The 26,982-nt window shown below is 49.9% G+C and carries 21 protein-coding genes, 1 tRNA gene and 1 pseudogene; 7 read left to right on the top strand and 16 right to left on the bottom strand.

Going from position 1 to position 26,982, the window contains the following annotated elements; all coding sequences use genetic code 11:
* Positions 1-283 precede the first annotated feature (283 nt).
* Positions 284-4,390 carry a tetratricopeptide repeat protein gene (locus R3B84_17430; protein ID MEZ6142343.1) on the top strand — a complete coding sequence of 1,369 codons (4,107 nt, stop codon included), beginning with the start codon at positions 284-286 and terminating at the stop codon, positions 4,388-4,390.
* A 776-nt stretch (positions 4,391-5,166) separates the two neighbouring features.
* Here the strand turns inward: R3B84_17430 and R3B84_17425 are convergent.
* Positions 5,167-7,368: a hypothetical protein gene (locus R3B84_17425; GenBank protein ID MEZ6142342.1), complete on the bottom strand. Its 2,202-nt coding sequence runs from the start codon at positions 7,366-7,368 to the stop codon at positions 5,167-5,169.
* Positions 7,369-7,860: 492 nt separating this feature from the next.
* Between R3B84_17425 and R3B84_17420 the strand changes: the two genes are divergently transcribed.
* Complete coding sequence (locus R3B84_17420; protein ID MEZ6142341.1) at positions 7,861-8,211, top strand: hypothetical protein; 351 nt, start codon at positions 7,861-7,863, stop codon at positions 8,209-8,211.
* Here R3B84_17420 and R3B84_17415 read toward each other — a convergent pair.
* From R3B84_17415 to R3B84_17400, 4 genes and pseudogenes are all read right to left on the bottom strand, one after another.
* Positions 8,208-9,077, bottom strand: a complete 870-nt coding sequence (locus tag R3B84_17415; GenBank protein ID MEZ6142340.1) for a DUF1559 domain-containing protein — start codon at positions 9,075-9,077, stop codon at positions 8,208-8,210. The two genes, R3B84_17420 and R3B84_17415, sit on opposite strands and share 4 nt — an antisense overlap.
* A 43-nt stretch (positions 9,078-9,120) precedes the next feature.
* Positions 9,121-9,624, bottom strand: coding sequence for a hypothetical protein (locus R3B84_17410; GenBank protein ID MEZ6142339.1), 504 nt, complete (start codon positions 9,622-9,624; stop codon positions 9,121-9,123).
* A gap of 277 nt (positions 9,625-9,901) precedes the next feature.
* Positions 9,902-10,763: pseudogene (locus tag R3B84_17405) on the bottom strand (DUF1559 domain-containing protein).
* 47 nt (positions 10,764-10,810) lie between these two features.
* On the bottom strand, positions 10,811-11,290 hold the full coding sequence (locus R3B84_17400; protein ID MEZ6142338.1) for a hypothetical protein: 480 nt from the start codon (positions 11,288-11,290) through the stop codon (positions 10,811-10,813).
* A 474-nt stretch (positions 11,291-11,764) separates the two neighbouring features.
* On the opposite strand from R3B84_17400, the gene mutS reads away from it, so the two are divergent.
* The 4 genes from mutS (at position 11,765) to R3B84_17380 (ending at position 16,728) form a co-directional block, all read left to right on the top strand.
* The gene (gene mutS / locus R3B84_17395) at positions 11,765-14,269 is read left to right on the top strand and encodes a DNA mismatch repair protein MutS (protein ID MEZ6142337.1); all 2,505 of its coding nucleotides are present in this window, start codon (positions 11,765-11,767) and stop codon (positions 14,267-14,269) included.
* 174 nt (positions 14,270-14,443) lie between these two features.
* Positions 14,444-16,003, top strand: coding sequence for a hypothetical protein (locus tag R3B84_17390; GenBank protein MEZ6142336.1), 1,560 nt, complete (start codon positions 14,444-14,446; stop codon positions 16,001-16,003).
* A gap of 51 nt (positions 16,004-16,054) precedes the next feature.
* Positions 16,055-16,453: a VOC family protein gene (locus tag R3B84_17385; GenBank protein MEZ6142335.1), complete on the top strand. Its 399-nt coding sequence runs from the start codon at positions 16,055-16,057 to the stop codon at positions 16,451-16,453.
* A gap of 140 nt (positions 16,454-16,593) precedes the next feature.
* Positions 16,594-16,728: a hypothetical protein gene (locus tag R3B84_17380; protein ID MEZ6142334.1), complete on the top strand. Its 135-nt coding sequence runs from the start codon at positions 16,594-16,596 to the stop codon at positions 16,726-16,728.
* A 380-nt stretch (positions 16,729-17,108) separates the two neighbouring features.
* Here the strand turns inward: R3B84_17380 and R3B84_17375 are convergent, their stop codons facing one another.
* From R3B84_17375 to R3B84_17350, 6 genes are all read right to left on the bottom strand, one after another.
* Positions 17,109-17,435, bottom strand: coding sequence for a DUF6572 domain-containing protein (locus tag R3B84_17375; protein ID MEZ6142333.1), 327 nt, complete (start codon positions 17,433-17,435; stop codon positions 17,109-17,111).
* 135 nt (positions 17,436-17,570) lie between these two features.
* On the bottom strand, positions 17,571-17,789 hold the full coding sequence (locus tag R3B84_17370; GenBank protein MEZ6142332.1) for a hypothetical protein: 219 nt from the start codon (positions 17,787-17,789) through the stop codon (positions 17,571-17,573).
* A 153-nt stretch (positions 17,790-17,942) separates the two neighbouring features.
* Entirely contained in the window at positions 17,943-18,341 is a 399-nt protein-coding gene (locus R3B84_17365) for a hypothetical protein (protein ID MEZ6142331.1), read from the bottom strand.
* A gap of 132 nt (positions 18,342-18,473) precedes the next feature.
* Complete coding sequence (locus R3B84_17360; GenBank protein ID MEZ6142330.1) at positions 18,474-19,028, bottom strand: hypothetical protein; 555 nt, start codon at positions 19,026-19,028, stop codon at positions 18,474-18,476.
* Positions 19,003-19,746 (bottom strand): hypothetical protein, encoded by a 744-nt coding sequence (locus R3B84_17355; protein MEZ6142329.1) that lies wholly within the window; start codon positions 19,744-19,746, stop codon positions 19,003-19,005. Before R3B84_17355 ends, R3B84_17360 begins: the two co-directional genes overlap by 26 nt.
* A complete protein-coding gene (locus R3B84_17350; GenBank protein ID MEZ6142328.1) occupies positions 19,746-20,414 on the bottom strand; it encodes a hypothetical protein in 669 nt (222 codons plus the stop codon). The genes R3B84_17355 and R3B84_17350 overlap by 1 nt, the downstream gene beginning before the upstream one ends.
* A 248-nt stretch (positions 20,415-20,662) precedes the next feature.
* Between R3B84_17350 and R3B84_17345 the strand changes: the two genes are divergently transcribed.
* Positions 20,663-20,746, top strand: a tRNA-Leu gene (locus tag R3B84_17345).
* A gap of 15 nt (positions 20,747-20,761) precedes the next feature.
* Here the strand turns inward: R3B84_17345 and R3B84_17340 are convergent.
* From R3B84_17340 to R3B84_17320, 5 genes are all read right to left on the bottom strand, one after another.
* Positions 20,762-23,272, bottom strand: a complete 2,511-nt coding sequence (locus R3B84_17340; protein ID MEZ6142327.1) for a patatin-like phospholipase family protein — start codon at positions 23,270-23,272, stop codon at positions 20,762-20,764.
* A 49-nt stretch (positions 23,273-23,321) separates the two neighbouring features.
* Entirely contained in the window at positions 23,322-24,296 is a 975-nt protein-coding gene (locus R3B84_17335) for a hypothetical protein (protein MEZ6142326.1), read from the bottom strand.
* Between the two features lie 97 nt (positions 24,297-24,393).
* Positions 24,394-25,266: a hypothetical protein gene (locus R3B84_17330; protein ID MEZ6142325.1), complete on the bottom strand. Its 873-nt coding sequence runs from the start codon at positions 25,264-25,266 to the stop codon at positions 24,394-24,396.
* Between the two features lie 157 nt (positions 25,267-25,423).
* Positions 25,424-25,546 (bottom strand): hypothetical protein, encoded by a 123-nt coding sequence (locus R3B84_17325; GenBank protein ID MEZ6142324.1) that lies wholly within the window; start codon positions 25,544-25,546, stop codon positions 25,424-25,426.
* Positions 25,543-26,772: a hypothetical protein gene (locus tag R3B84_17320; GenBank protein ID MEZ6142323.1), complete on the bottom strand. Its 1,230-nt coding sequence runs from the start codon at positions 26,770-26,772 to the stop codon at positions 25,543-25,545. The genes R3B84_17325 and R3B84_17320 overlap by 4 nt, the downstream gene beginning before the upstream one ends.
* Positions 26,773-26,982: the final 210 nt, after the last annotated feature.

The raw sequence follows: 26,982 nt of genomic DNA, 5'->3' as shown, positions 1-26,982 counted from the left end.
ACCCAGCGTAATCTGGTCATTGTGCGTGGCGTTCAAATCAGACGTTACGGCAAAAAGGGATTTCTGGGCAATTTGGAGAAATAATTCATATCGGCAAATGCGGTGTAATTGTCAGATTTTGTTCAACCCGAATGTTAAGATGTGCCGAACTTACATGTTGTATAGGATTGCCCGATTGCATGAGTTGTTTGAATTCGCACTTTTGCGCGGATCGTATGGGCAATATGGGCAATCGGGTAACAATCGGTAAGTTTCGAAGTACTTTTTTCGAAGGACGGAGACTATGAGTTCCACCCACCAATTCGGCCAACCTCCCCGGTCGTGGCTCGTTCGGGTGGCCAATAAGTGGTACTCCTGGACAGGTCTGGCCTGCACAATTACTGCAGCCTATCTGACAGGTTCTGGACACTGGCAATTTGGCCCCGCCGAAACATTACAAGCGGCAACACCAACGCCTGAGGCGGGGGTCCAATGGAAGGCATCCCCAGCTCCGCAGCCTGCAGAGCTGGTGCTGAAACCGCGTCAACCAGAGCAGGATCCGTTTAAGGCCGCACCGGTTCCGGCAGCTCCTGAAGTTCCGAAATTGCCGGAAGTGGTACCCGCACCCAAAGAGGTGATGTTACCCAAACAGGTAACCGAAGTGCTGAAGGCTCTGGATAAAACCAGCGTGCCGGAAGGTCCTGCACTGGTGATGCCTGCTGCCACGCCACCTGCGGTAAAAGATCCCAAGTTTACTCCCGCAGCCAATCAGGTCCCTGCCGCACCTGCTCCAGCAATGAAACTGCCGGAAGTGCCTGCAGAGAAAGTGGTTACGGCAAAGCCAGACGACCTGCCTTTACCAGCAGCAGTCCCACCGATCAGCTTTCCGGTGAAGACCTCTCCGGTAGAAGTGCCACCGATTCCAAGTGCACCAAAAGACTACACCATCCCGGGCGTTCCTGCTCCCACGAAGAAGGTACCAGGCACATTGACTACCCTGCAGCAGCCGGAAGTCATTCCTGTGCCGCCCACACCTGTCAAGGAAAAGAAAGAAGAGCCCGCCGCACCCAAGCGGAAAGTGGTGGGGACTCTTTCGCAGGAAGATGAAATCAAACTGAACGCAGCACAAAACGCTGCCAAGTTGAAAGATTTCAGTCGTGCGGCACAATTGTTGTCGGAAATTATCCGCGACAATCCCAAGGAATATGATCTGCGGGCAGAGTTGGGAGGACTCTACCTGGCAGCCGGCAATCCTCGTGCAGCCATTGTTGAACTGGAACAGGCCATTCGTATGGATCCCAACTCTGCTGGCTATCGCCTGCAGTTGGGTGATGCCTACATGAGCATCCAGAACTATCGTGCGGCTGCTTATGTGTTCCAGACTGCACTGGAAATGGTTCAAAGCGATAAACGCTATGCTGACCGCACTCCTGAGGTGGCCATCCGCCTCGCACGTGCGTTCGCACTGGATAATAACATCCTGCAGGCAGCGAAGATTGTGGATACCTACCTGGCTTCCATTCGTCCCGATTCAGAAGCCGCACCACTGGCATTGGGGCCGATGCTGCTCGATCTGGATCGCCCTTACGATGCGTTGCCTTACCTGATTGAAAAACGGAAACAATTACTGCGGGACAGCAACCCCAAAGACCGCGATGAACACGAACTGCGGATTCTGGAAGTGCTGGCCAGCATGGTGCGTGGTTTTGCCCGCATCGGCGAACGCCATCAGGCGATGGAAGCCATTACCGAAATGTCTGGCCGGGTTCCCACGCAAACGGGTATTCGCAACGCATTAGGTAATATTCTGTATGACCTGGAAGAGTACGACCTGAGTGGGCACGTTTACAACCAGGTGCTGGCAGTTGATCCAGCCAATGGTTCCGGCCTGATTGGGATTGCGAATGTCTACCTGGCAACGTTTCAGCCCGTACCTGCCAAGCAGATTCTGGATAGCTTTGTGCCCAACGCAGAGAACCGCCGTGGGTACCTGATGACCTATTCTTCCTACCACCAGACCGTGGGGGAATATACGGAAGCGAAGCAGATCTATCTGCACATGCTGTCGAACAACCCCAACGACCACGAAATCCGTTATGCATTGGGACGCCTGTACGAATATACGAAAGAGTGGGAGAAAGCGAAGGGTGAATTCGCGATGATTCCCGCACAAGACAAAATGTCTCGTCCCGCCCGACTGTGGTTTGGTTATGCCCTGCTGCACCAGCGGAAGCACGTGGAAGCAGCCCAGATTGCCGAGCAGATGATGCGAGATGACCCCAACAATACGGAAGTGCTGGCATTGTACATTCGTGCGATGGCGAAAGCGGGTCAGTTTGAAAAGGCAATCAGCGTGGGTCGAGGTTACCTGGCCACCGATCCAAAGGATGATCGGATTGCCACCGTGGTGCGTCTGGCAGTTGCCCGCGCCTTGCTGGAAGCAGGTAGAAATCTGGATGCCAGCCGTGAGTATGAAATCACGCTGCAAAAACCCGCTGGCCGCGTTACGGAAGCCTACTACGGCCTGTCCCGCGCTGCAGAACGCCTGGGGAACGCAGAGCGTGCTAATCAGATTCTGTCATCCTTGAATACTTCCATTGGCAACGATCTGCGTGGTCGGCTGCAACTGGCGGATTATTATTCGGAAGACTTTGATGATCATAAGGTCATTGAAATCTGCAATAGCTTCAACGGTTACGATAACAACAACCTGGCGGTGCTGATTCGTCTTGCAGATGCTCAGCAACGCTCCGCACGCTGGCCCGGCGACCCAAGCGATTGCTTTGCCACCTGTCAGCAGATTATTCGCCAGTCCCCCACTAACGTTCGTGGGCACCTGGCAATGGCCCGATCGTTTGCCATTACGCAAAGTTACCGGAAATCGGCTGTGCAGTACGATCAACTGGTGAGCATTGACCCTACCTTCACCATCCCACCACGGGAACGGGCACGGGTGTTGTTCAGCGATCACCAATATAGTGCGGCACGCTCGCAGTATAACGCGGTATTATCACCTTCCCCCACGGAAGTGGTATTGAACCGGATGGCCTTTAATGCTCAGCAGGACCCACGGATGATGCAGGCCTTTGGCACCCACCTGAAGGGGCATATGTCTGGACCTGCGTTGCGGGCAGAACTGGAAATGATGAGCAAAACTCATCGTGATCCTGAAGTGAAACTGGCGGCCCACCGCTTGTTGTGTGAATACGATGCCACTCTGGCCTGGCAGGAACCTTTCCGGCTGGAACGGGATGCCAAAGAACTGAAAGGTTACCGCAACTATATGGCGGTGCCGCAATACGATGCATTGATTGCATATGAACCCACAAACACGGAAGCTTTGTTTGATCAGGGTCAGGTGTATGGGGCTCTCAGAATGACCAATGCCGCCCTGACATGGTATTCCAATACCCTGATTGTGGACCCCACCCACCGCGAGTCGATTGCTGCCAGCGAACGAGCATTGGCGGAAATCAGCCCGAAACTGGATGGTCGCTACGACTTTATGAGTCAACGTGGGCGGACTGGTGTGGCGAATATGGATCGCCATCGCTACACCATGGCAGCATCACTGCCCCTGGGTGATGAAAACGAATACCTGCAGTTCGGTTATTCCCGAATTGGCTATCAACCCACCGATGATCGTGGGTTGTGGGGGAACGCACCATTTGCCCGCTTTCAGAAGAAGTTTGATGATAATCGCCTGATGACTTATGGTCAGGTGAATATCGAACAGTACCAGGATCGCTTCACCACCCGACCCACCTTTGATGTGGGGATGTGGTACGACCATAACGATGTCCTGCGGACCACCACCGGGTTGTTCCTGGAAAACGTGGCAGAGTCTGGTGAGTCGATTCGTCAGGATATTTTCCGCTACGGTGCATACATGGGGGCTGACCTGAAGCCAACCCGCACCTGGATGTTGGGTGGCCGTTATACTTACGCTCACTACGACGACGACAACGATTCCCACTTCGGGTATCTGTTCAACGAAGTGGCACTGACCCTGCCACCGAAGATGTTGAAGCTGGTGAAACGGTTTAATGTGTATGGGTATCGGGAAGAAACCCAGTTTAATAGCTTCCCACCGAATCCCAACAACCTGTTTGGGACGATCCACCCATACTTCGCACCTGATATCTTTGCCTCGGGCGAGATTCGGGTCGAGTGGTGGCACTGGTTAAGCCGCGATTACTTTGTCCATAGTAATCAATGTTATTACTCGCTGCAGTATGGTATCAGCACCGATAATAACATGGTTTCCTACCATGATGCCAAGGCACTGGTGAACTATGACATCAGCTCCTGGTTGACGATTGGTGCGGAAGCCCGGGCCTTTGTTTCGAGCGAGTATGACCTGTATACCGCAATGGCCTTCTTCCAGATCCGCTTCATGGGAATCCGCTAATCAGCAGAGATCTGCCTGAAGCCTGTTACTGAATTGTGAAACCTGCTCATGGTGCCAGAGCGATTAAACCGGGGATAACATCCTCGGTTTTTTTCGTTTTCAGCACTCACAGGGACCGAAGTAACGGTGGTATGAAGGATTTCGAGTTGCTTCGGTTTATTGTTTCTACTTCGGGTTTACTGCACTGGATTCCCGCCTTCGCGGGAATGACGTTTATTGTTCCCGACTATCCAAAGAATGACAGTTTTCATGTGGGCAACGGTTAACTGAGTTGTCCTTCGGGTTTACTGCACTGGATTCCCGCCTTCGCGGGAATGTCGTTTGTTGTCACAACCGTTTTCATGAAACCGACGAAAACCTTTGGCACGCAAATCAGTTTTCCTTAATCCCCGTTCACATAACTAAACTTCGTTCGGATGGACGATCGGCCTTTCCTGACACTCCGTTCGAATTCATTAAGTTTGCCTTCATAGCCCGCAGCGTAAGCAAGGGTTTGAGCAGAAATACCCTTGCTTACGCTGCGGGCTATGAAGGCAGTGAGATCTCATTGAGAAATTCCCTTTTTTACGCTGCGGGCTATGAAGACAGGCTTGGTAACTGTTCGATTATTGGCCGAGTTTCAAACTGATTCCAGTTTAACTGACCCTAAGCTAAAGCGTCATTCCCGCGAAGGCGGGAATCCAGAGCAGAAAACTCAAAGTGGTATTCAGCGATTCGAACCTTCCAAAATAGCGTCATTCCCGCGAAGGCGGGAATCTACAGAATGCCACCACCGCCTACTTCACATTCAGGTCGGTGGTGTATTTGTTGAATTCCTGCAGCATGCGGTCGTGGTCGGCATTCAGCTTTTCAATCGTACTGCGTTCTTTTTCCACTACCGTTTCCTGTTCATCGAACTTCTTCAGGTATCGCTGGTAAGCTTCGGACTCTTTCGGCGTGACCCGCAGGTTTTCTCGGATGCGGTCCTGTTCCGTAAAAATGGTCTTGATGACTGCATTGGCACTGGCCAACTGTTTCCGGTTGTTATTGATCTCCTGAATACTGTTGATGATTTTTGCCAACGCCTGTTTCACATTTGGTGGGGTGGTGGGTTCAAGGCTGTAGCGTTCCAGAAGTGCCAGGTTCATGGTCAGGCTAATTCTTTCCTTTTGCAGAGTCTCTTTTTCTTCCACCACATCCAACGTGGTTTCTTTCCGTGGTGGTGCCACCACTTCAAAGCGGTACAGCCCGGCTGTTTGTTCGGTTGCCTTCGCAGGTGCCAGCAGATTCCAGTCGTACGCAATGGGCTGAGTCAACCAGACGGTGGCGCCATCATCGCCCTTGTGGTACAACAGATAGGTGGTGGTGCGTTTGTTGCGGTATTTCGGTTCCAAATTTCCATTCACAATGGTGGTTGACACCAGCGTAGACTCTTCTTTCGGTTCTTTCATGCTGACAATGGTATCCAGGTCGACCGCGTAGCCAATCAGTTGTGTTTCTCCAGGTTTGACATCAGGCAGGCGGGCCTGTCCCAGCATCTGATCGCCTTGATACACCGCAATGGGCCCTTCAGCAAAATACTGCTTGCTCGTGTTAGTAATTCGAAACCCTTTCAGTGGATGTTTGGGAAAGACACTGGGGTTGTAAATAGAGATCATTTTGGAATCCACAGTTTCATTGACGATCGGTACCATCGCCGATTTCAACCGTGGCAGGGTCACAGGTTCCGAAACGTTGTAGATAAAGTTTTCCCCCAGATCAATGACACTTCCCGTTTTCAAAGCATCTGCAGGCGTCAATTTCGGATCGCCTTTTGCTACAGGAGTGCTCAGATTCTGAGAAAATTGATTGAACAACTGCTTAAAACTGGGCCGGCTAATTCCACCATAGTGTGCAGTTGAATTGTAGCTCAGTGGTGTGAGCATTGGCTGTCCAGAAAAACCCCCACCTCCAAACTGACCACCGAACTGCCCCCCAGTATTTAAAGTATTAGCCCTGGGATTGTTCGGATCGAACGTCTGGTATCCAAGATTCAAATTTGGACCAGTCCATCCTGCCCCACCCAGCATGCCGGTGGATGCTGCCTGGTAGAGTGGGGGCAGCACCGAACCAAACAGTCGGGGCTGAATGACCGAGCGTTCCACAAACATGGGATAGTAATAATTCATCTTGAACGTAATTGGCTTACCGGAAACCAATTGAATCTGCACGTTGTTCCAATCCTGTTCGGTGGTGTTTTCCAGTACCGCAAGCCCCTTGACCTGGGTGCTCTCTTTCCCCAGCAGGAACCGGTAGGTGGGCTTCCAGATCGGCATATCGGTGATGTAACTGAGATTGACCGAACGCTTCCCTTCGCCTGGGAATGCCACCGAAACAGTTTTGGCCGTCGAGCCACGTGCGGCAGCCAGGGCCCGCAGTGCCTTCAAAAACTCCGATTGAATGTCGTCGTTGTTGAACTTCACATTTTTGATCGTCCCTACAGGCACTGTGGTCAGACCGTCTTTCGTCATCAGCGAAACCAGTTCCTGCGACTTGTTTTCCGTTTTGTCCGGTGAGAAGTGCACACTGACGATCATGCCAGTTTGTTTTTTGTCCTTCAGATCGATCAGATCGATCGATTCGCCACGCACCTGGTGCAGCAGGTTGCCCAGGGTGGGGTTTTCTGTCAGATCGATGCGAAAAGACTTCAGCGTAATGTCGGCGGGTGCGGGGTTATCATAAACCACCGTCTGAGCTTTCCCTTTGGGATCGCTGCTGTTTAAGGTCAGAATCAGGTCGTTGACATCTTCTTCGTTGACCCGCAAGGTAACCGTGGCCTTGCCAGTCACTTCACCTTCGTGGTGGAAATATCCCATGCCTGAATTGCTGATGACAATTCGCTTGAGCGGTAATGTAATTTCAGCGGCTTCCGGCTCTTTTTTGTTTTCCTGGGCGAAAATCGAAGCGAAACTCGCAACGATGCCCAGAATAATGGTGGTCCATCCCAGTAATTGGCTCATTACCCCTCCAGGTGCAGTATTTATTGCCTATCTTTATGAAACGAAGAAACTTGAATTTGTTTGCGCTGTTGTTACATGTGCGTTACACTCGCCCGCTCTCATAAACCTTTCATTTTTCTATCCCAAAATGAGCCAGATAGCTGATATGTCAAGTAATCGCCGAACCGCACCAAAGGTCCGATTCTTTGCTGAAAGCAGGCTTTGGATTTGGTGGTAAACCTGTTCTCGCGGGTAGGTGATCCGGTGCAGGAAGAAAATCCTGTCGTTTTTTTCTGTTTTGGCCTGCAGGCCGCACTAATCTGTCCTAAGTTGTAAAATTGACAATTATTCTGGTTTTTCTGCCCACAAAACTCCCCCATTTTCTTGACAAGAGCCCAATAGCGGGTAGGCTTATTTCGGATATGGTTATTCCAGTGGCTGTGCCTGCGGTATCAGTCGCTCTGCCTTTGCAGATTGCACCTAGAAAAACCCGTACCACCGAATGGGGCACCGATGACGGAAGATAAAGCAGAAGGTAAAATTTCAGGCGATGACGCCAATGATCGCCGCAAACGCAATATTCCAGTTGCAAAAGACCGTCGCAAGCAGAACGCTGCTGAAAAACGAAGGACTAGCGAACGCCGGCGATTAATCGATCCTGCCACTTGCGAACGGAACTACAATGAGGCTGAAATTGAGTTCATGCAGGCGATGGAACGTTACAAACGAGAAAACCGCCGACCATTTCCCACATTGAGTGAAGTGCTGGAAGTGCTGGTTTCGCTGGGCTACCGCAAAGTAGAATTAGCAACCGACCTGCCAGGCAAAAAACGCGATACTTCGGGCGATCAACCACAAAGTTAGTCGATGGTGGTAGAATTACCATCTGCTTTTGCACACAAATTGCGAAAAGCGGTCAAATTCACGCCATAACGGATGAAGCGAACCGAACCATCGCCCAGCACCGCCACAAATCCACCTGTGTGGGAAGAACCAAACCGACCACCGCCGTTTCCGGTTCCTGAACGTAAATCCGGTTCAGGCAGATTATCGCCGGAACGCACCATATCGTGGTCCCAACCCGATGTGTAACCTTCATTATCATCCGACTGTGCCACGTTCAGGCGACTGGCATTCAATCGCTTGTCGCCCACCATCAGGGTGTTGGAAAGCCCATCGGTTACTGCGGCAATATTCACAGTGCGGTAGGTGGTAATGCTGGCATCATCCCGATTTCGAATCAGAATACCATTTCGTGAGCCGTTGTTATAAGAATTCCAGCCCCAGCATCCGGCGTAGTCCAGCAGAGCACGGCCACCGATTACACTGGGGGCCCGACGCGATGGACAGAAGTAGGTTTTCACTGGGGTGCGGCGGACAAATGCATCATCCGTGTTGCGATACAGGTTGTCCTGTTCGATAAATGGCAGAATCTGGTAGGCCCAGCCCCAATCCTGCTCAGGTGCGGAGAAAATGTTGTTGCCGGAACGACTGCGGTTGGCACTCCAGTGCATCCCACCTGTGGGGAAAACACCATAAATGTCGTGGTGGGCATGAAATGCGATCCCAATCTGCTTCAAATTGTTCGTACAACTCGAGCGGTTTGCTGCTTCCCGTACTTTTTGAACTGCTGGCAACAGCAATCCAATCAGAATCGCGATGATGGCAATCACCACCAGCAATTCGATCAGGGTAAACCCACGCTGGGTCTTTTGATGAGAGAGGTTCATGAAAATAACTCCAAATAAATGAGAAAATATTCACCTTATCCGATCACTGGGAACGCCTTGCCTTCCCACCTGGTTTGGCCTTGGGGGCTTTGGCAAAAACGTCGTCATCCAGTTGCAGCACAACGCCATCGGTGAATAAAACAAAGCGTTGGCCGTTTTTTCCGGTTTTTTCGGAAACCAGCACTTTCCCACTAGTGCTGGAAAGTTCTGGGGGAAGATCCTTCATTTCCGGATCGTCGGCAACCAGCCCAGGCACACTGCTGTCCTGGTGCAGATTAACCCCCCACACGATATCAAATGGTTCCTGATCATTCGGAGAAACAAAGACTTCGGTGGCTGAAATGCCTTCAGGAAGATATTTCGTCAGCTCTTCTTTGGAATTTGGCGGACGACGATTGTTTTCCAGAAATTTCGCGTACGCATCGCTGATTGCCTGCAGCCGCAACTGCGTAGGATCCTCACTGGTATCCGTAGCAGAACTACACCCCAGTGTGGTCAGGCAGATGTACGCAATTGCGCTAAGCGAAAATCTACGGAAACCGATCATCCAACTACCCCGCCAGAAAGGTGCACAAGAGTGCGCGGTCGTCGCTCAAGAACATTAGATGATCTAGAAGTTAACCAAAACTTAATATTTTGTCAATCGAAAATGAATGAAATTTCACACATGTTTACGCCTTCTGCATTGCACAAAAGGCGCAAATGCTTGCTGGAAAATCATTTGCGACGAATTTAAAAAGATTCAAATTATTAACAAAAACACATAGTCTTCTCCATTTCGGTGGATCGTTCTCACAATTTTCCCCCTGGAATCCATGCAGATGCTAGTCAATGCTCCTGGCATTACCGTCTGATTTTGCACAAAGGTTCCGGAACGCAGTCAGGTTGACACTATAGCGGATGAATCGCACTGATCCATCGCCCAGTACAGCTACAAATCCACCTGTGTGGGAAGACCCAAAGCGACCCCCACCATTTCCAGTTCCAGATCGCAAATCAGGTGCGGGCAGACTATTTCCTGACCTCACCATATCGTGGTCCCAGCCGGATGTGTAACCTTCATTATCGTCTGATTGTGCCACGTTCAGGCGGCTGGCATTTAATCGTTTGTCACCCACCATCAGGGTATTGGAAAGCCCATCTGTTACTGCGGCAATATTTACGGTGCGATAGCTTGTGGTGGTGGTATTGTCTCTGTTACGGATCAGAATCCCGTTTCGTGAATTATTGGTGTAAGAACTCCAGCCCCAGCAACCTGCATAATGCTCGACCATTGATGACACTTGGGGAACGGCGGGATGGGCAGAAATACGTTTTTACTGGTGTCCGCCGAACAAATGCATCGCTGGTGTTGCGGTAGAGATTGTCCTGTTCGATATATGGCAGAATCTGGTAAGCCCAGCCCCAGTCTTGCTGTGGGGCCGAAAAAATGTTGCTTCCGGATCGACTGCGGCCTGCACTCCAGTGGCGGCCACCAGTGGGGAATACCCCCAGCACATCATGGTGGGCATGGAAAGCAATGCCGATTTGTTTCAGGTTGTTCGTGCAGGATGCGCGATTCGCCGCTTCACGTACTTTTTGTACAGCTGGCAGCAGCAGTCCAATCAAAATGGCAATGATGGCAATCACTACCAGCAATTCAATCAGAGTGAAACCCTGAGGCGATTTCCTTGATGAGAGATTCATGAGAAATACTCCAAAATAATGAGAAAATATTCACCTTGATTAAGAGATTACTGGATACGCTTTTTTTTGCCTTGCGGCTTGGCTCGCGGTGCCTTGGCAAACACCTCTTCATCCAGTTGCAACACAACGCCATCGGTGAAAAGAACATAGCGCTGGCCGTTTTTTCCGGTTTTTTCCGAAACGAGCACCTTACCACTGGTGCTGGCAAGTTCTTCAGGCAGATTCTGCATTTCCGAATCGTCTTCCACCATGCCTGGAACACTGCTGTCGCGGTTCAGGTTGATGTCCCAGATAATGTCAAAAGGTTGTTCATCATTCGGAGAAACAAATACTTCTGCAGCAGAAACACCTTCAGGAAGATATTTTGTCAGCTCTTCGGTCGAACTTGGCGGGCGACGATTGGTTTCCAGAAATTTCGCATAAGCATCGCTGATCGATTGCAGGCGCAGTTGGGTGGGATCTTCGTTCGTGCTTTCAGCCGAACTGCAGCCAAACAGAGATAGTACAAGTCCAACAACAATGGACATAAGGCAATATCGACGAACCATCACATACAACCTCGCAGAGAAAGGAGCACGAGAGTGTGCGGTGCCTGCCAAGATTTGGAAGACAACAAGAAATTAACAAAATCTAAATATTGTGTCAAGAAAAATTAATGAAATTTAACAAATAATTAACAGCCGAGTTGCATTCATTATTTTAAGTACTTATTTAAAAAGAACTTAAGTCGATTGTCTGGTAAAAATCAAATATGAAAACAAACACATAATTGCAGGTAGCGGACCATCTTCTCTCATAAGTACGTGATTTCAAAGGCAGACTTTTCTGGATTTGAGGTGAAACCGCTGGAAATTCGGTGGAAAGCAAACCAATTAGCTTACATGTAAACTAATTGGCCCCATTATTCCCGATTTTTCGCCATTTTTCCTCAAAGGCACTATCCTGAAACCAATACCAGAGGTCACCGTGGGTGGTGCAGTGCACCAAAAAATGAAAAAATTATGAGCACACCAATGATGCAGCAGTACCGGGAGGCGAAAGAACGCCATCCCGGGATGATTCTGCTCTTTCGCATGGGCGATTTCTTCGAAACTTTCGAGGAAGATGCGGAATTGGTGGCCAAAGTGCTCGGTCTGACCCTCACCAGTCGCGATAAACAGATTCCGATGGCTGGTTTCCCCCACCATGCACTGGAAAATCATCTGCGAAGCCTGTTGAAGCGTGGGCACCGCGTGGCAATTTGTGATCAGGTGGAAGATGCATCCCAAGCCAAGGGACTGGTCAAGCGGGAAGTGACCCGTATTGTCACCCCCGGCACCATTACTGAAGACAGTCTGCTGGATGCCAGCCAGCCGAATCGGATTGCTGCCATCATTCCTGTGGGCAATCAATTGGGTGTGGCCTGGGTGGAAGCGACGACCGGGGAATTGTTCGCTGCCGATTTCAGCACCAGTGCCCTGATTGATGAGATTTCCCGCCTGAATCTGGCAGAATGTCTGGTGGGCGAAGCTGACAGTAGCCGTTTACCTTCAGAACTGCTTGCCGCACTGCCCGTGGGTATTACCAAACGGCCCGACTGGACCTTTGACAACCACACCGCACGCGAAATCCTGTTCAAGCACTTTGGCGTGCTGACTGTCAGTGGGTTTGGCTTTGAAGATCAGCAACCTTGCCTTGTGGCTGCTGGTGGACTGATTCATTATCTGCAGGAAACAATGAAAGCGGAATTGACCCACATCCGCAGATTGAATCCCTACTATCACGATAAGCATTTGCGACTCGATGCGGTGACCCGTCGCAGCCTGGAGCTGACCAAAACCATCCGCGATGGGCAGAAAGATGGTTCTTTGCTGAGCGTAGTGGATCGCACGGTAACACCGATGGGTGCCCGAATGCTGCACGATGCGTTGGTGGCACCGCTGGCAGAACGACAGGAAATCGAACGCAGGCTCGATGCCGTTGCAGAACTGCTGACAGAAACAAATACCCGGCGTGAAATCCGCGATATTCTGTCCGAAGTTCCTGATATTCAACGACTTACTACAAAAGTAAGCACTGGCAGAGCAACACCAAAAGACCTGGCAGCCATTCGGCGTGCGGTGCGTCTGTTGCCCAAGTTAAAGGCGAAAATTGCGGGCAGAAAGGCCGCACCGTTGGTGGATCTGGGGAATAAGCTGGAACTATGCCCTGACCTGCGGGAACTGCTCGACCGTGCGTTAGTAGATGACCCACCTTACAATCCACGTGACGGTGGGGTGATTCGCGAAGGATTTTCCCCCACGCTGGATGAATACCGCGTCATCAATCGGGAAGGGAAACAGTGGCTGGCCAATTATCAGGCGGAAGAGATTGCCCGCACGGGAATCCCTACTTTGAAAGTAGGCTTTAACCAGGTGCATGGCTACTTCATTGAAATTACCAACACCCACGCAGCAAAGGTGCCGGACGATTTCATTCGCAGGCAGACATTAAAGAACGCAGAGCGGTACATTACGCCAAAATTAAAGGAATATGAAGAAAAGGCAGTCACCGCACAGGAGAAGTCGCTGCAACTGGAGCTGGATCTGTTTCAACAGGTGCGTGAACAGATTGCCCAGAACACAGTTCGGCTGCTGGAACTGGCCGATCTGCTGGCACTGCTCGATTTTTTCGCCGGTCTGGCAGAACTTGCCGCCAACAAACGCTACGTGCGGCCATTGTTAGTGGATGAGCCCGAATTATTAGAAATTCGTGAAGGTCGGCATCCGGTGCTGGATCAGACCCTCCCACCAGGAACACTGGTGCCCAACGATGTGGTGCTGACACCCGATACTGGGCTGTTCTGGCTGATCACTGGCCCCAACATGTCGGGAAAGTCGGTTTTCATTAAACAGGTGGCCCTGATAGTACTGCTGGCTCAGATGGGCAGTTTTGTGCCTGCAGCAGCGGCAAAAATCGGGCTGGTGGATCGTATTTTCACCCGCGTGGGTGCCAGCGATGAACTGGCGAAAGGCCACAGCACGTTTATGGTGGAAATGACCGAAGCCGCCAACATCCTGAACAATGCCACCGCATCCAGCCTGGTGATTCTGGACGAAATTGGCCGTGGCACCAGTACATACGATGGTGTGTCGCTGGCGTGGGCGATCAGCGAGCACCTGCACGATGAAATCCGCTGTCGGTGTATGTTTGCCACCCACTACCATGAATTGTCGCAGTTGGCAGAATCGCTGCACTACCTGCGGAACTACCACGTACAGGTGCAGGAACTGGACAACGACGTGGTATTTTTGCATAAGATCGCAAGTGGCAGTGCCGAAAGAAGTTACGGCGTTCACGTGGCAAAACTGGCGGGAATGCCCCCCACCGTATTAGAACGATCTCAGGTGATTCTGGAACAGTTGGAATCCCGCCACCAGTTGCCACAATCCAACGTTCGTTTCGTTGTTTCGCCGCCGGAACGAAAAAGAAAGCCGCGCAATTCTTCAGCCGCCGGACCAGGATTGTTCGATTCTTCGACGGAATGAGCCCGCATAATCGCTACAGTCGCCCCATTCTTTTCACTCCGCAGTCTTTCCCTGTTTGTCCACTTTACTTATTTGCTTGTAATGATCGCAAAACCGTTTAAAATCAATGGAAGATATTCACCGGAATCAAAATACGGTGCGACGCTGTCGTTACCACGTCGGGGGTGCATTTGAATGGCACAAACATATACATTAGACGAAGCAGCCGCAAAACTGAACTTGTCGGTTGACGAGTTCAAGCGTCGTCTCCGTGAGGAATGGAAACATGTGCGTTCCTTCCGGGATGGCTCCACACTGCGGTTTCGTGCGAACGACATCGATGATCTTCTGCGTACCACTGGCGGTAGCAGTTCGGATGACGATTCGTCTGCCATTGTGCTGAACATGGATGATGAACCAACGATTGCTGACGCACCTGTGGTGGCTGATTCTACCCCACCGACTCAGATTCAATCACTGGCACCCGACATCATCAATCTGGATGACGATGACGACAGCTCCCTCAAAATGGACAGTGACGACATTATCCTGCTGCCAGACGTTTCTGCATCCGGCAAGATAAAGTCCGGCTCCGACAGCGACGTGCGACTGGAAAAACAGGACGCACCCAAGCCGAATACTGATTCCGACGATGAATCAATCCTGACCGACGAATTTGAAGTTCCGATGTCGCTGGGTGGCAGCGGGAAACTGACTGGTCGATCCGGTAAGCTGACCTCTGCACAGATTAACGCTGGGCAATCGGGCGTTTTGAAGAAAGGTGATTCGGGCACAAAACTGCCCCAACCACCCCAAGATGACAGCAGCGAATTTGAGCTGAATCTGGATAGCGACAGTGATGATTTTGAACTGACCATTGAGCCAGATTCCAGTGCGGAAATTTCACTGGGTGATGATCCCGGTCCCAGTGCTTCCCCCAGTGGCGTGAACCTGAACAAACCCGCCGACAGTGGGATTTCGCTGGAAAAAGATTCCGACGATGAAATCGACTTTGAACTGAGCCTCGACGCACCTGGCGTGGGCCGTTCGGGTGCAGGTCTGGGTTCCAGCAAAAAACTGCTGGTGGAAGATTCAGACAGCGAATTTGAGCTGACAATTGAAGAGCCCAGCGATCTTTCTCTGGAATTGAGCATCGAAGCCGACGGTGGGGATGAAGGCAAGGATATTTTTGAAGCCACCGACTTTGAAATTCCTTCTCTGGAAGATGATTCCGCATCGGAAGTGATTTCGCTGGACGATGATACCGACCTGGAAAGCTCGGAATTCGATCTGGAACTGGATATTGATGGCGACGATGATGCCAGTGCATCCGAAGTGGTGGCCATTGACGATGATGATCTGGTGCAGGCGAAGAGCAAACAAGGCAAAGGGAAAGCAAAATCCAAGAAAAAACCTGCCGATGATGACGATGACGACGTGATCGATCTGGATGATCTGGAGCTGGACGATGGCCCTTCCGCCAGCATGGCACTGAAAGGTCTGAAACCCGCAGCTATTGCAGGCGACGACGATGATGATGAATACGAAGGTGAGGTGATTACCGTTGCCAAACCTGCAGAGTGGGGGCTGTTCCCCACGTTGATGATGCTGCCCACGATGATTGTGCTGGTACTGGTGGGGCTGATGGCATACGAACTGATCCACTATGTGTGGGGGTATCAACAGCCAAATAAGCCCACCACGCCAATCATTAACGCAGTAGCCGACATGATGGATATGAAGCCGAAGCAGTAAGACCGTCAGATTCTCATTGATTTATCATATTTTACCCACCTGTGGTGCCGCATGACCTTTCCAGTCAGCCACATTGATCATTGCTCTGTTATTATTACAAATGTGCAATCGTCAAGGCATTTCTATGGCGAACTGCTTGGGCTGCGGGAGATTCCCGCACCGAAGAGCTTCGATTTTGTGGCACTGTGGTACGATTTGGGCGGCACTTACCTGCATTTACTGCTGAAACCAGAAGCCGATACGATCAGCCCACGGCACTTCTGCCTGCATGTTGATTCGATTGCGGAGGCACGCACCCACATGCAGGAACGTGGGATTCCGATTGCCGAAACGGTTAAAATCCCTGGTGCAGAACGCTTCTTCATTAACGATCCGGATGGCAACCGCATTGAGGTGCTGCAATGGGAACGCCCCTACCACCCCGAAACAGACGGGGCCTATCGCGCGTAGGGTTACTTGCCACGATCAAAGATGACTTCGGTCCGTTTGTTGTCTTTCAGGGTAAGTTGATTTCCTTCGAACGTGCATAGATCCGTGTTCAAATAAAGGAATTCCAGGGCGAAGTCGCCTTACCTTGCTTGCTGCATGCCATGCGATGGGCACGCTCCAGATTCCTCGCACTGCTCGCCGCACTGCTCACAGAAACGCCGGACCTGCCACGGCCCGGTCCCATTGTGCGAGTGCGGCCCGCAGGTGGTCTGACCGCAGTACTCGCAAGGTTCTAGGCCGAAGTGGGGCCGGTTGCAGCCCACAATAATGCCGTTCCCGGCTTGCAACTCGGCCCCACAGCAGCGGCAGTAAGTGCCAAACCAGTAATTCTTGGGTGGCTGGCCACAACACGGGTCTAAGACTTTCGCCATCGAGTCAACTCCTTAGCATAACGGAGTCCGCGAGTGAGCAGAGCGCGGAGTGAATACGAAGCGATTGCTGCTCCAATCGCTCACTTAAGCCGCTTGTGGCCGTTACCTTTAATATATCCTCAATCGCGGACCCTGTTAGCCGCCGCAAGCTGGCTTAAAGTAATGCGGCACAGTTGCGACCGCCCTCGGGGGGCAAGCGTCCAACTGACAACATCATTCTACTCGCGGGTCACTCTAACAGGTAGTTAGTGACCCACTTTGGCGGCAAGTTCGGCATTATTATCAAGCACCCAAGACGCTGAGCGTTTTAGGAGTTCAACAATCACCGGATCGGGCTGCTGGGAGAAGTTGATCAGGATACGCACCTTTGCATCGTAGCCAAACTCGTCTCTGAAGCCGGGGGAATTGCATTGCTCCAAGTAGCTTTGAATCTTGTCGAGTAGCAGTTGTTGGTGCTCTGGGGATGCCGTTACAGGCGAAGAAGCCACAATCACGAGATCCACGCCCCCATCCTTACGCTTGCCGACGATGTCGATTTGGTCGATGTTTTGAATTGGTGCTTCAGATGCCATCACTACTCCAATCGCTAAGCCGCTTGTGGCCGTTACCTTTAATATATGCTCAATCGCGGACCAACATTCTCTGGCAGGGGCCGACGACCAGCGTTCGGATCACAAGGACGGTTGTGGCCCCGATCCAGTGTTTGGTTAGCGAGCATTTGCCACGTTGATTATCCGGTGCTGCTTCGGTGGTTCGTGAAGACTCACCGTCACGACCCGTCCATCTGGCAACGGCCCAAACAGGCATCCTATCTTGCGCAACACTGACTTGGGAAGAATCGCCTCAACGTCGGTGCCATCCTCGGGCCGCACGGAGTAGCGCAGCACGGTGACCGAACCGACGATCTTTCCAAGTGCGTTCGCCATGCTCGCTAACGGAGTTCGCGATTCCTGCTCCAATCGCTTACTTAGGCCGCTTGCGCCGTCACATATGATAGCTCAATCTCGGGACCTGTTAAGCCCAGCAACCAGTATTTGCAAAATCGCTCGATCTCTCAGAAAACGACATGACCAACAGGGTTACTTTACACGATCAAAGATGATTTCGGTCTCTTTTTGGTCTTTCAGGGTAAGTTGATTACCATCGAACATGCATTGATAAGAATGCTCCGTGCTGCCGTTCAACGGCTCATCGAATTTCCAGATTACCGTATCACCAGGCCCCAGAATATACTTACCGCGGAATTTGTCCCCGTCCCACTCGCAAACCAGGAAGGTACTTGGTGAAAAATTCAACTGCACCGTGCCAGCAGGGATCGTTTTACCATCGATCTCAGTTTTCCGACTGACCCAACTGGTGCCTTCAATCTTCCCCCGATTGTTACTGAGGGAACTGTTCGATTCGACGTTACCAACCCCACACCCCGAAAAGGAAGCAGATAATACCACCAAAACGAGACATAAAATACGTGCTTTCATGAAAACACCAGAATAGATGAGCTGGGTATTTTTATATCAACCCGTTCATCTCTGTCTGCAGAACGTTTTGATCCATGAAATTGCATGACACTGGCTTACCCGTTCACATGATCAATTCGGGGAATCCAGATTCTAGCTCTTTCTAGAATCATCTGGATGAGTTTCGGGGACATGGGAACCAGGTGGTTCTTCACGAATAGCCCAATCTTCGCCAGGTGGAATGAACGTTTCAAACACTTCTAGCAAGTTCGCCCGCCATTCCAGATGTAATTCTTCAGGTAAAACAGCTTCACTTGTGTTCAAATGCTGTTCTCCATCGAATGCCTGGATTTCACTATGTGGATAATCAACTTCTAAAGGCACATGGGAAACCCGGTAGGTAAACACTTTGCCATTGTCTAAACATGAAGCTGGGATAATATTCTTGATTTGAACTCCAATAATTCCCCATTTTTTGAAAACTCTCTGATTCACGTAATCAAGCCGAAGCCATTCAGGATGCCCGAACTCACTTCGCGCTGTGGAAATATCTGGTAGTTCAATTGCAGCAATATCCAAAATACTATCTTTGGCAGGCCAGATTCTTGTAGGCACTCGTCGATAAAGGTACTCTTCAGGATGAAAATCGGCTACAATAGGGCGGCCAGATCGTTTCATTGCCTCAGGTTGTTTGGGCATTTTGCTCATTCAAATGCTTCTCAATTTGGTTCATCAGCTGCTGAAACCCGAAAAATGTCTGTTCGATTTTTTCTACACGCGGCTTACCTGCACCCATGAAAGCAACATGGCAATTTCCTGTATTGCGAAATTCGACGTATGCCGTACGTTTGTCATTGCGAAAAGTAAACCCTACCCCACCAACAACAGTGGGGTTGAGAGCATAGGGAAACCTGTCGATTCGGCTGAGAAAATCAAGAAATCTTCTGGCATGTTCTAGTGACTGTTCGCTCGGAGGTTCAGCATTGTAGCTGTCCCAACCTTTTCTAAGCAACTTAAAATCATCTATACGAGAATAGAGCTTTCTGCATTCAAATAACGAAAAAATCTGTTGTCTAGTGCATGTGTTTTCACCAACAGAGTACACATGTGATTTTTCGAGAACAGCTTGCAAAGTGCCTGACGGTTCTTCAGAAATTTTGAGCAGATTCCATGGCATGCCAGAAATACCATAGGTGAAATAATCAGTGCTTATGTTGTGTTGGCCAATGTATTGTAAAGCACTGTTATTTTCCAGTGGATGTCTAGTGCAGGCATTTGCATTAACAGAGCGCACACGTAATTTGTTGAGAATAGATTGCAAAGTTCCTGATGTTTCTTCAGGCACTCTGTGCATGTGCTGTTGTGGAACACCAGATGTATCGGAGCAATCTGTGCTAGAATCGTGTCTTAACATAAAGGTAGTCACTAGCTCTCCCTGAATGCTGCTAATTTAATAGTTTCAATTGCTTCAATTCTCACGCTACTCCAATCTGCGATCAGACTTGCAAGTAGATCAGGCTTACCTTCTATTTCAGCAATGTCATGATGAAAATTAAAGCTGAATTGGAATCGCTCCTCTCGCAAACTTGATACGATAATTGGGAGCGCACTTAGTTTCATTCGAAATCGCCCGATGTCTTTACTCAAATAAGCTCCAAACTTGGCATCTGAACTATCGAATCGTTTGAAAATACCTTGACTTTGTTTGCCAAACCACATTCTTGACTGTGCAGGGATATCTTCAGCTTTAAGTTGCAGGTGCCAATTGAAATTTAGTCCTAGAGCAACGTAAGGGATTTCAGGTAGTTTGCAAATTATAACCCCAAGAATTTTTTCAATCATACGAGATTGTTGTTCAGGATTACTGTATTCTTCCGGTTTGAGCAACATTAATTGTAGTTGGTCTTGTGTTATCACAAGTGCGAAATCTTCTGTGACTACTTGAACCAATTGGCTTGTAAATACTGATTCCGGCTTATATGTACCCTGCTCGTCTAGAATTCCATGTTTACTTAGCCAATTAGAGGTAAAAATACTTGGATTAAACTGGTTAGCCAACAGCACACAAACAGGTGGATTCTCTATCCATTTCATAGCTACAACCTCTTTTGCAGGGAACTCCACCAATACTGAAATACCCTAGATTATTGTACGGTCTGCGACAAGACAAGTCGCTAGGCGATAATAAGTGCATATATTTAGTGTATATATGTATACATTTCGCGCCCTTCTCACCTCAGCCAGTGCGCCATCGGCTGAGTCATCACTGCCACAAATTTTACCAGTTTGTCTGGCCGAACCTTGACGACGTTCCCGCCTCCATTATGATAGTTACTTCCGATGCCGAGGTGGCGGAATTGGCAGACGCGCTAGTTTCAGGCACTAGTCCAAGCAATTGGGTGGAGGTTCAAGTCCTCTCCTCGGCATTGTTTTCTTTTTTTTTAGCTTTTCCACCACTGAATGAGTTTGGCAATCCGGCCCTGGATTAATTCTTCTTTGGCGGCATCGTCAATTCGCTGGCATTCTTCCTGATTCAGAATCAGATTCATTGCCACCTGCTGGCTGCCGGAAAATTCCAGTGTGCAGGTGGTTAAAAAATCCTCACCAAAATTGTTTGCTTGGTAAAGACGCGTCAGCATATCCAGCATCGAATCGTTGCGGAAACTGGTTGAAGAATTTCGGAAATTGTACAGCCCTTCCACAGGCGAAGTAAGAAAGCTCATCCCACGCATCAGTGCGCTGGGTAGTGCATCGTTAACCAATTCCCTTCGGCGGTTGGGTTCATCAATCCCATCACGAATCTGGATGATCACCAGCTTGCTGCAATTATCTCGAATCCAATCCTGGTTGGAATAAATCCATTCTGCAGCTATCCCCACGCCGAAATTATCGTAGTAGCCCGCATCCACTACGCGACGTGGGGGATTCGTGGGGAGTTCTGCCGCAGGGAACAGATACGGAAAACTGGCACTCATTCGAACTGCAGTCGCCAGCTTAAACTGGGCGTGCATCTGCGGAAACAGTTTGAAAAACTCAATCCCTTCTTTCGACAGAATATCATCCTGATACAGGTCATGTTGTCCACGAAGTTCATTGGCACGGTTAATCAATGTGTGCTTCAGATTCAAATTGCTGATCAATAACTGTCTGCCATCTTCCACAAGCATGGGAGAAAAGATAATTGAAGGTCGCCAGCCAGCTTTCTCCCCCGCATGCAGATCTGCAAAACTGGTATGCAGATGACCGCGAAAAACGGACTGCCACAGATCTTCCAGTGCTGTCCCACGGTCCTGCTGGGCGATCAGCGGCAAGAACAACGAAGGCAGATCATTGCGTATCAGCATGCGACAGATGGGGGATAGAAAATCCTGTCGCACATCGCTGTTCATATCACACAACGATACCGCGCGTTGTACTTTGCCTGGTGCCTGTAGATCGGGCTGATTCAATGTGGAAACATAATAGGCACCTGCAAACATCCCACCTGATGCACCTGTGATCAGCCGCACATGGTAAGGAAAGGCAATATTTTCCTTCGCAAAGCTGGCATCAAGTTCCGAAAGCATTTTCATGCTCCAGGCACCTGCACGGGAACCACCCCCACTGAGGCAGATGATCGCCATCGGTTTCTTTTCAGGCAGCTTGGTGTTTTCATTGACACCATAGGGAATTGCTTTGGATTCAATCAGATCCAGGCGGTTTTCTGGCAGCAATGGCTGGGCAGGTTTGTAATGTTCCTGCAAAGAAACCAGATCATTCTTGTGATAGCTGAGGCCAGGGAAACGCAACTTGTAGACCACACCAGCACCCAGAATAAGCAGGAACAGGAAGAGTCTGATCAAATCTGGTGCCGCCACGAAGTAAGAAATAATGACGTGGCTGAACAACAGGAAATGCAACAGGAACGTAATGCCGGATGCTGGGGAGAACAATTTTGGACGGAATATCAGATAAAACAGATAGTTTGCGATGATCAATATCGAACAAATGATGAACGCACCAAACACAGGAAAATAATCTGCCAACCTTTTCCCATAATTATTTGCAAAGTTGTTATGGTAATAGTCTGCAAATTCAACCTGTGGGATAGTTGTCGCCAGACCGTTGTTACTTGGTTTCGTATAGAGTTTCACATAATCTGATCTGGCCTCGGATTTCCCCCAGCCAGCAGTTTCAACCATGCTTTCACCAAAAGCATGAGATAATTCTTTGAGCTCTGTTTTGTTTATCTCTCCATGAAATAATCCATAGGTAATGAACATCAACAACAAATAACCCAGCACAGTTCCAAGAAAAAGTATCGGGTAAAACTTCCAACGTACCGTGATGCCTTGATTATCGGATCTTTTCTGAAATTCGGGCAAACGATGGCGTTGCGATAGATACCAGCCCATCCATCCAATCATGAGCCCGATGGCGATTACTGCAGTTCCACCGATCACCACGTGAAATGTGTAGAAGAGAATACTGTCGATGGTAACTGGTTCATATCGGTACTGATTATTGTGTTCAGAAAATTGAGTGCGTAACTCTTCCGCACTTTGAAATTCACAGAACGGTGGGCGGTCCTGCGTGAAGTTGGTTGCCAATGGTTCAAACAGATAGCCAGCCAGAAAAACCTGCCAGACTAATGCCCCCAAGCCAACACCAATCCACAGTTGTCGCCATGGGTTGGGGTGCAGGAACAGCTTGACAATGCCAAATGCTTTGGGCTGTCCAAAAACAATCGCTACCACAGCACCCAGCAACAACGGTAAAACCAGCGATACGCTGAACCCAGTCAGCATCACACCAAAAACATCTTCCCACCAGAGGCGATTGAGTTGCTTACTTGCCCAGTCGTTGCTGGTCCAGGCCCAGATCAGTAAGGCAATCGCGGCAAGCAATCCCACAAACAGGATGTGGTGCCAGCGCGGATTTCTTTCAACACTTTTTACATTTGAATCAGACATGAGGCGTTTCCTTTAAATTGTCACTCTGAATGTGCGGCAACCAGGTCCATCAGGCGATGGGCAGTCCACTGGTCGCTTTCGACAGTTTATCATGAAATTGAATTACGACATCAACTTTTCGATCAATTTTCCCCGAACCAATTTCCATTAAATATTCACACGATGCAAAATCCTGGCATGCCAGATTGTACTCTGCAATCCATTGCTGGCGGGCCTCTGCATACTCTGGTGCAACTGGCCAGACACCCCGCCGAGGATAAATGTGCTGCGTTATCCCCACTCGCCATGGTTTGGGTGTGACGCGGGCACGAAAGCACTGCTGGTTGATGCACATTGCTTCGTACGTGGGGTCTGCACTGAGAAGCATGAAACATTCCAGCACTTCCGGATCGGTCGTTTGAAATGTTCGGTGCGTTACCAGCAGGCGATAGCCATTCGGTGTGCGATAGACACGAATGTTCCAGTCAGGTCGATTCGCAACAAACTGTTCCAATCGCTTGAAATAGCGTGTTTCCAAATTGCCCTGAAAGAACTGCTTCATCCGACTGACAATATTGCTCAGGACGCCTGTCAATGGAAATGATGCAAACACACAAAGCAAGCCAATCTTCCACGATTCGTTGCGGACCCCAAGATAGATACTCAGCACGATCAGTGCAAGGAAAATCCAACAGCCAGCATCATCACCAATCTGGTCGTCATCAACATCCACAAAAAGTACATCCGGGGTATTGATGCACCAGGCACCGTAGCTGTTGCGGGTAATCACCATATCGCCATATCGTGCGATCACCTCTTCCCGAATGGGCACCCCTTCGGCTCCGTTGTACGGAACTTTGGGCTCGCGACGCGTGGCATCTGCACCCGCTTTGATAATTTCCAGTGCCTCTTCCGCACGTGCCTGGGCATGGGCCTGGGCTGCTTCCTGGCTTTCATCCGACCAGCCAAAGCGCCTTACGGTAATGCTTCTACCCTGGTGCTTTATCTGGATACGTGCTTCTGCCCAATATTCGGGTACAATCATCTTCTATCGTTCCAAGCGTTGATCAGGTGAAGAATATCTTAACGAATACAGACAGGGAAGTTGCAACAGCGAACGGAGATGCAGTCAGACGACAGGATTATTTCGGATTTGAAACCGTGGGTGTCTGAGCTGGTTTCGTACGCCACTCCGATTTCCATGTTTCATCTGGCAATTTCGGTGGTGCAAAATCCCTTGCTGCCAGATCCTTCCTTTTCACAATATCGCGTAATTCCCAGGTGATCGAATACTTGGAACGCTGATTCATAAACCACAAGCGACGTGGCAGCATAAAGCTGTCCTGGGTTGGATTGGTGTAAAGTATCATCTGCGCCTTGGTAAATTCCTGGATATCCCCAGGCATCTTGGGGAGAATATCAAATACTACATGGTTCTTGATATCTTTCACCGCAGCATCGGATAAATCCGGTCGAATATCATAACGATCGCGAAGTTTATCGGCACTGGTGCCAAACAGAATACTCAACAGATTATTATCTCCGGCACCTTCTGCTGCCAGTTTGTCAACATAAGCTTTCTTGGCTTTATGATCAAATTCCCACAGATATTTGCCATCAGCATAGATAAACTGGCCTTTCTTGTTATTTTCCAGATCCTGGTTATTCCACAATTCCAGGCGGGCCATATTCGGCTTCAGCATTTTTAATCGGCCGACATATACTTCACGTACCAGACGTTGGTTAGCGCCCTGGCCTTCCAGGTATTCCACTGTCTGAAAGACTTTGGATTCAATACCATCCAGGGCTTTCATTTCCTGTTCCCACACTTTCAGATAGCCATCTCTGAAGTTGGCCACCTGCGGGGCTAATGGTGCCAGGGCAGGTGGGGCCACCTGCATCATGTTTGCTGCCTTATTCACATCTGCTTTGCCCTGTTCGGACATTGGCCCCACTTGCGACCACGCAGGTGAAAGTATGCCCGCCAGCAAAAACAGTATTGAGATCTTCTTCATTGGAGTTCCCTGTTGCACAGTCAGCAGACTGTGAAAAATCACCTATATCTATCAAACCATCCCATAACCGAAACTTGTATCCTTGAAAAGGTAGATTTGGAAATCTGCGGCAAATGTAACAATTACAAACGCTACAGATTTCCTCAATTACCCATCTTTACGGCGGAATCTGCTTTTTGTGCTGTGTGCGGCTTTGCATCACCCGGCTATATACCCAATCCGTTGCCACTGCTGCCGCAATTCCTGCCGCTACAAAAATCAACTCTGCTGCAATCGTCATTGTCTGTTCCTCCGTACAAAAAATTGGTTGCCCAGCAGGTAGCCCAGAACAGTCCAGGCCACACTGGGGTGCAGTGCCTTTCTGCCCCACTGCGAAAGCACCTGTGGGAATCTGTCTTCTCGTTCAGGCACCCGATCCGGTTCTGGTTCTACCGGTTCCGGCAACCTGGGGTGCAGTTCTTTTTCCAATTGATCCTGCAGTGACTTCCCACCTGCAGGTGAAGCAAGATGCCAGCGGATTGCTGCCCGATACTGTCGATCAGGTGCGTTCTGCAGTACGACTCCTGGTTGAAATCCTTGGCGAATCAACCAGCTATCCTGGGGGAACTTTCGAATGCACCACTGTTCCTGCAATGTGCGAAACGTCGGTTGCTGTAACACGGCGTGCCATGCAGATTGTTGCTGCATCGATCCCAGGAATGTCAGGCTGGGGCGTTGTTGTTGCACTTGCAATGCTTCCAGACGTTCGAATACCTCCTGGCGAGAAATCGCTTGTCCGCCAAGCATGTATTCATCATTCCTGGAGGGCTGGCCGCAGATTACTCCAGATACCGGTGCCGCTAATGGCATGATTGGGTGTGGTGCTGTTATTGTGCAAACCACATGAGTTGATTGTGGTAATGCAGGTGGGGGCCCCGGTTGCAGTAAAATCATTGCCCAGCCACCATTGATGCCACGCCAGCGTGCCAGGAAATCTTCTGGCGACATCCACAGCCACTTGCCAGGATAGTTATTGTCCTGGATTACTGCCCAGCGTTTACTGAAGTGCACCAGATTAACCATGTGTGCCACGCGGGACCGATAGAAAATGCCGTCGCGTCCTTCGTAGGTGACGCACACATATTGCCGGGCGGCCAATGCCCGTTGTAAAAACTCAGCATCGCCGTCCAGGTGGTGGAGCACACGGATGGTGTGCTGAGGGTCGCGAATTTTCAAATAGCGATCAACCTTTTCTGGCCAGCCACCTCCTGGGTGGTTCTTCATAAAGTCTCGCAGGCCCAATAGCGATTGATTGCCACACCAGATCCCTGCCATTTCCAGGCTGGTGAAGACGCACAGTCCTAAATCATCCTTGCCTACATCGTTTCGCAGGTGTTCCCGCGTGGGAAAGTAACAGGTAATTTCTTCCCCATCGTGGGCAGGCCCACCGGCATGAAATCGTGGCTGAGCCAGCATTGGAGCTGCACTCAGAAGTAGAATCCAAGTTGAAATGTTGAGCTTGTTCATTTGCACTTTCTCCTGGAAGTGAATTGTCAGATGAAACTGGCCTGATGATCCATCATGGAAGGGGAAGAAATAAACTCAATTTTCCCCACGTGAATATATATTGCCTTTTGGGGGATGCGATTGATCAACTATTTGGAACAAAATACAGAAATGGTGGGAAAAAGCGTGAAATGGCGGATGGTTGATTAATCAGGTAATTGTGTTTTGAAC

Source organism: Zavarzinella sp. (genome assembly GCA_041399155.1).
Taxonomy (GTDB): domain Bacteria; phylum Planctomycetota; class Planctomycetia; order Gemmatales; family Gemmataceae; genus JAWKTI01.
This window is presented reverse-complemented; position numbering and strand designations above follow the sequence as displayed.

Coding starts and splice junctions, on each gene's coding strand:
- R3B84_17430 (MEZ6142343.1), top strand. CDS start 284: ATGAGTTCCACCCACCAATTCGGCCAACCTCCCCGGTCGTGGCTCGTT.
- R3B84_17425 (MEZ6142342.1), bottom strand. CDS start 7,368: ATGAGCCAATTACTGGGATGGACCACCATTATTCTGGGCATCGTTGCG.
- R3B84_17420 (MEZ6142341.1), top strand. CDS start 7,861: ATGACGGAAGATAAAGCAGAAGGTAAAATTTCAGGCGATGACGCCAAT.
- R3B84_17415 (MEZ6142340.1), bottom strand. CDS start 9,077: ATGAACCTCTCTCATCAAAAGACCCAGCGTGGGTTTACCCTGATCGAA.
- R3B84_17410 (MEZ6142339.1), bottom strand. CDS start 9,624: ATGATCGGTTTCCGTAGATTTTCGCTTAGCGCAATTGCGTACATCTGC.
- R3B84_17400 (MEZ6142338.1), bottom strand. CDS start 11,290: ATGTCCATTGTTGTTGGACTTGTACTATCTCTGTTTGGCTGCAGTTCG.
- mutS (MEZ6142337.1), top strand. CDS start 11,765: ATGAGCACACCAATGATGCAGCAGTACCGGGAGGCGAAAGAACGCCAT.
- R3B84_17390 (MEZ6142336.1), top strand. CDS start 14,444: ATGGCACAAACATATACATTAGACGAAGCAGCCGCAAAACTGAACTTG.
- R3B84_17385 (MEZ6142335.1), top strand. CDS start 16,055: ATGACCTTTCCAGTCAGCCACATTGATCATTGCTCTGTTATTATTACA.
- R3B84_17380 (MEZ6142334.1), top strand. CDS start 16,594: ATGCGATGGGCACGCTCCAGATTCCTCGCACTGCTCGCCGCACTGCTC.
- R3B84_17375 (MEZ6142333.1), bottom strand. CDS start 17,435: ATGGCATCTGAAGCACCAATTCAAAACATCGACCAAATCGACATCGTC.
- R3B84_17370 (MEZ6142332.1), bottom strand. CDS start 17,789: ATGGCGAACGCACTTGGAAAGATCGTCGGTTCGGTCACCGTGCTGCGC.
- R3B84_17365 (MEZ6142331.1), bottom strand. CDS start 18,341: ATGAAAGCACGTATTTTATGTCTCGTTTTGGTGGTATTATCTGCTTCC.
- R3B84_17360 (MEZ6142330.1), bottom strand. CDS start 19,028: ATGAGCAAAATGCCCAAACAACCTGAGGCAATGAAACGATCTGGCCGC.
- R3B84_17350 (MEZ6142328.1), bottom strand. CDS start 20,414: ATGAAATGGATAGAGAATCCACCTGTTTGTGTGCTGTTGGCTAACCAG.
- R3B84_17340 (MEZ6142327.1), bottom strand. CDS start 23,272: ATGTCTGATTCAAATGTAAAAAGTGTTGAAAGAAATCCGCGCTGGCAC.
- R3B84_17335 (MEZ6142326.1), bottom strand. CDS start 24,296: ATGATTGTACCCGAATATTGGGCAGAAGCACGTATCCAGATAAAGCAC.
- R3B84_17330 (MEZ6142325.1), bottom strand. CDS start 25,266: ATGAAGAAGATCTCAATACTGTTTTTGCTGGCGGGCATACTTTCACCT.
- R3B84_17325 (MEZ6142324.1), bottom strand. CDS start 25,546: ATGACGATTGCAGCAGAGTTGATTTTTGTAGCGGCAGGAATTGCGGCA.
- R3B84_17320 (MEZ6142323.1), bottom strand. CDS start 26,772: ATGAACAAGCTCAACATTTCAACTTGGATTCTACTTCTGAGTGCAGCT.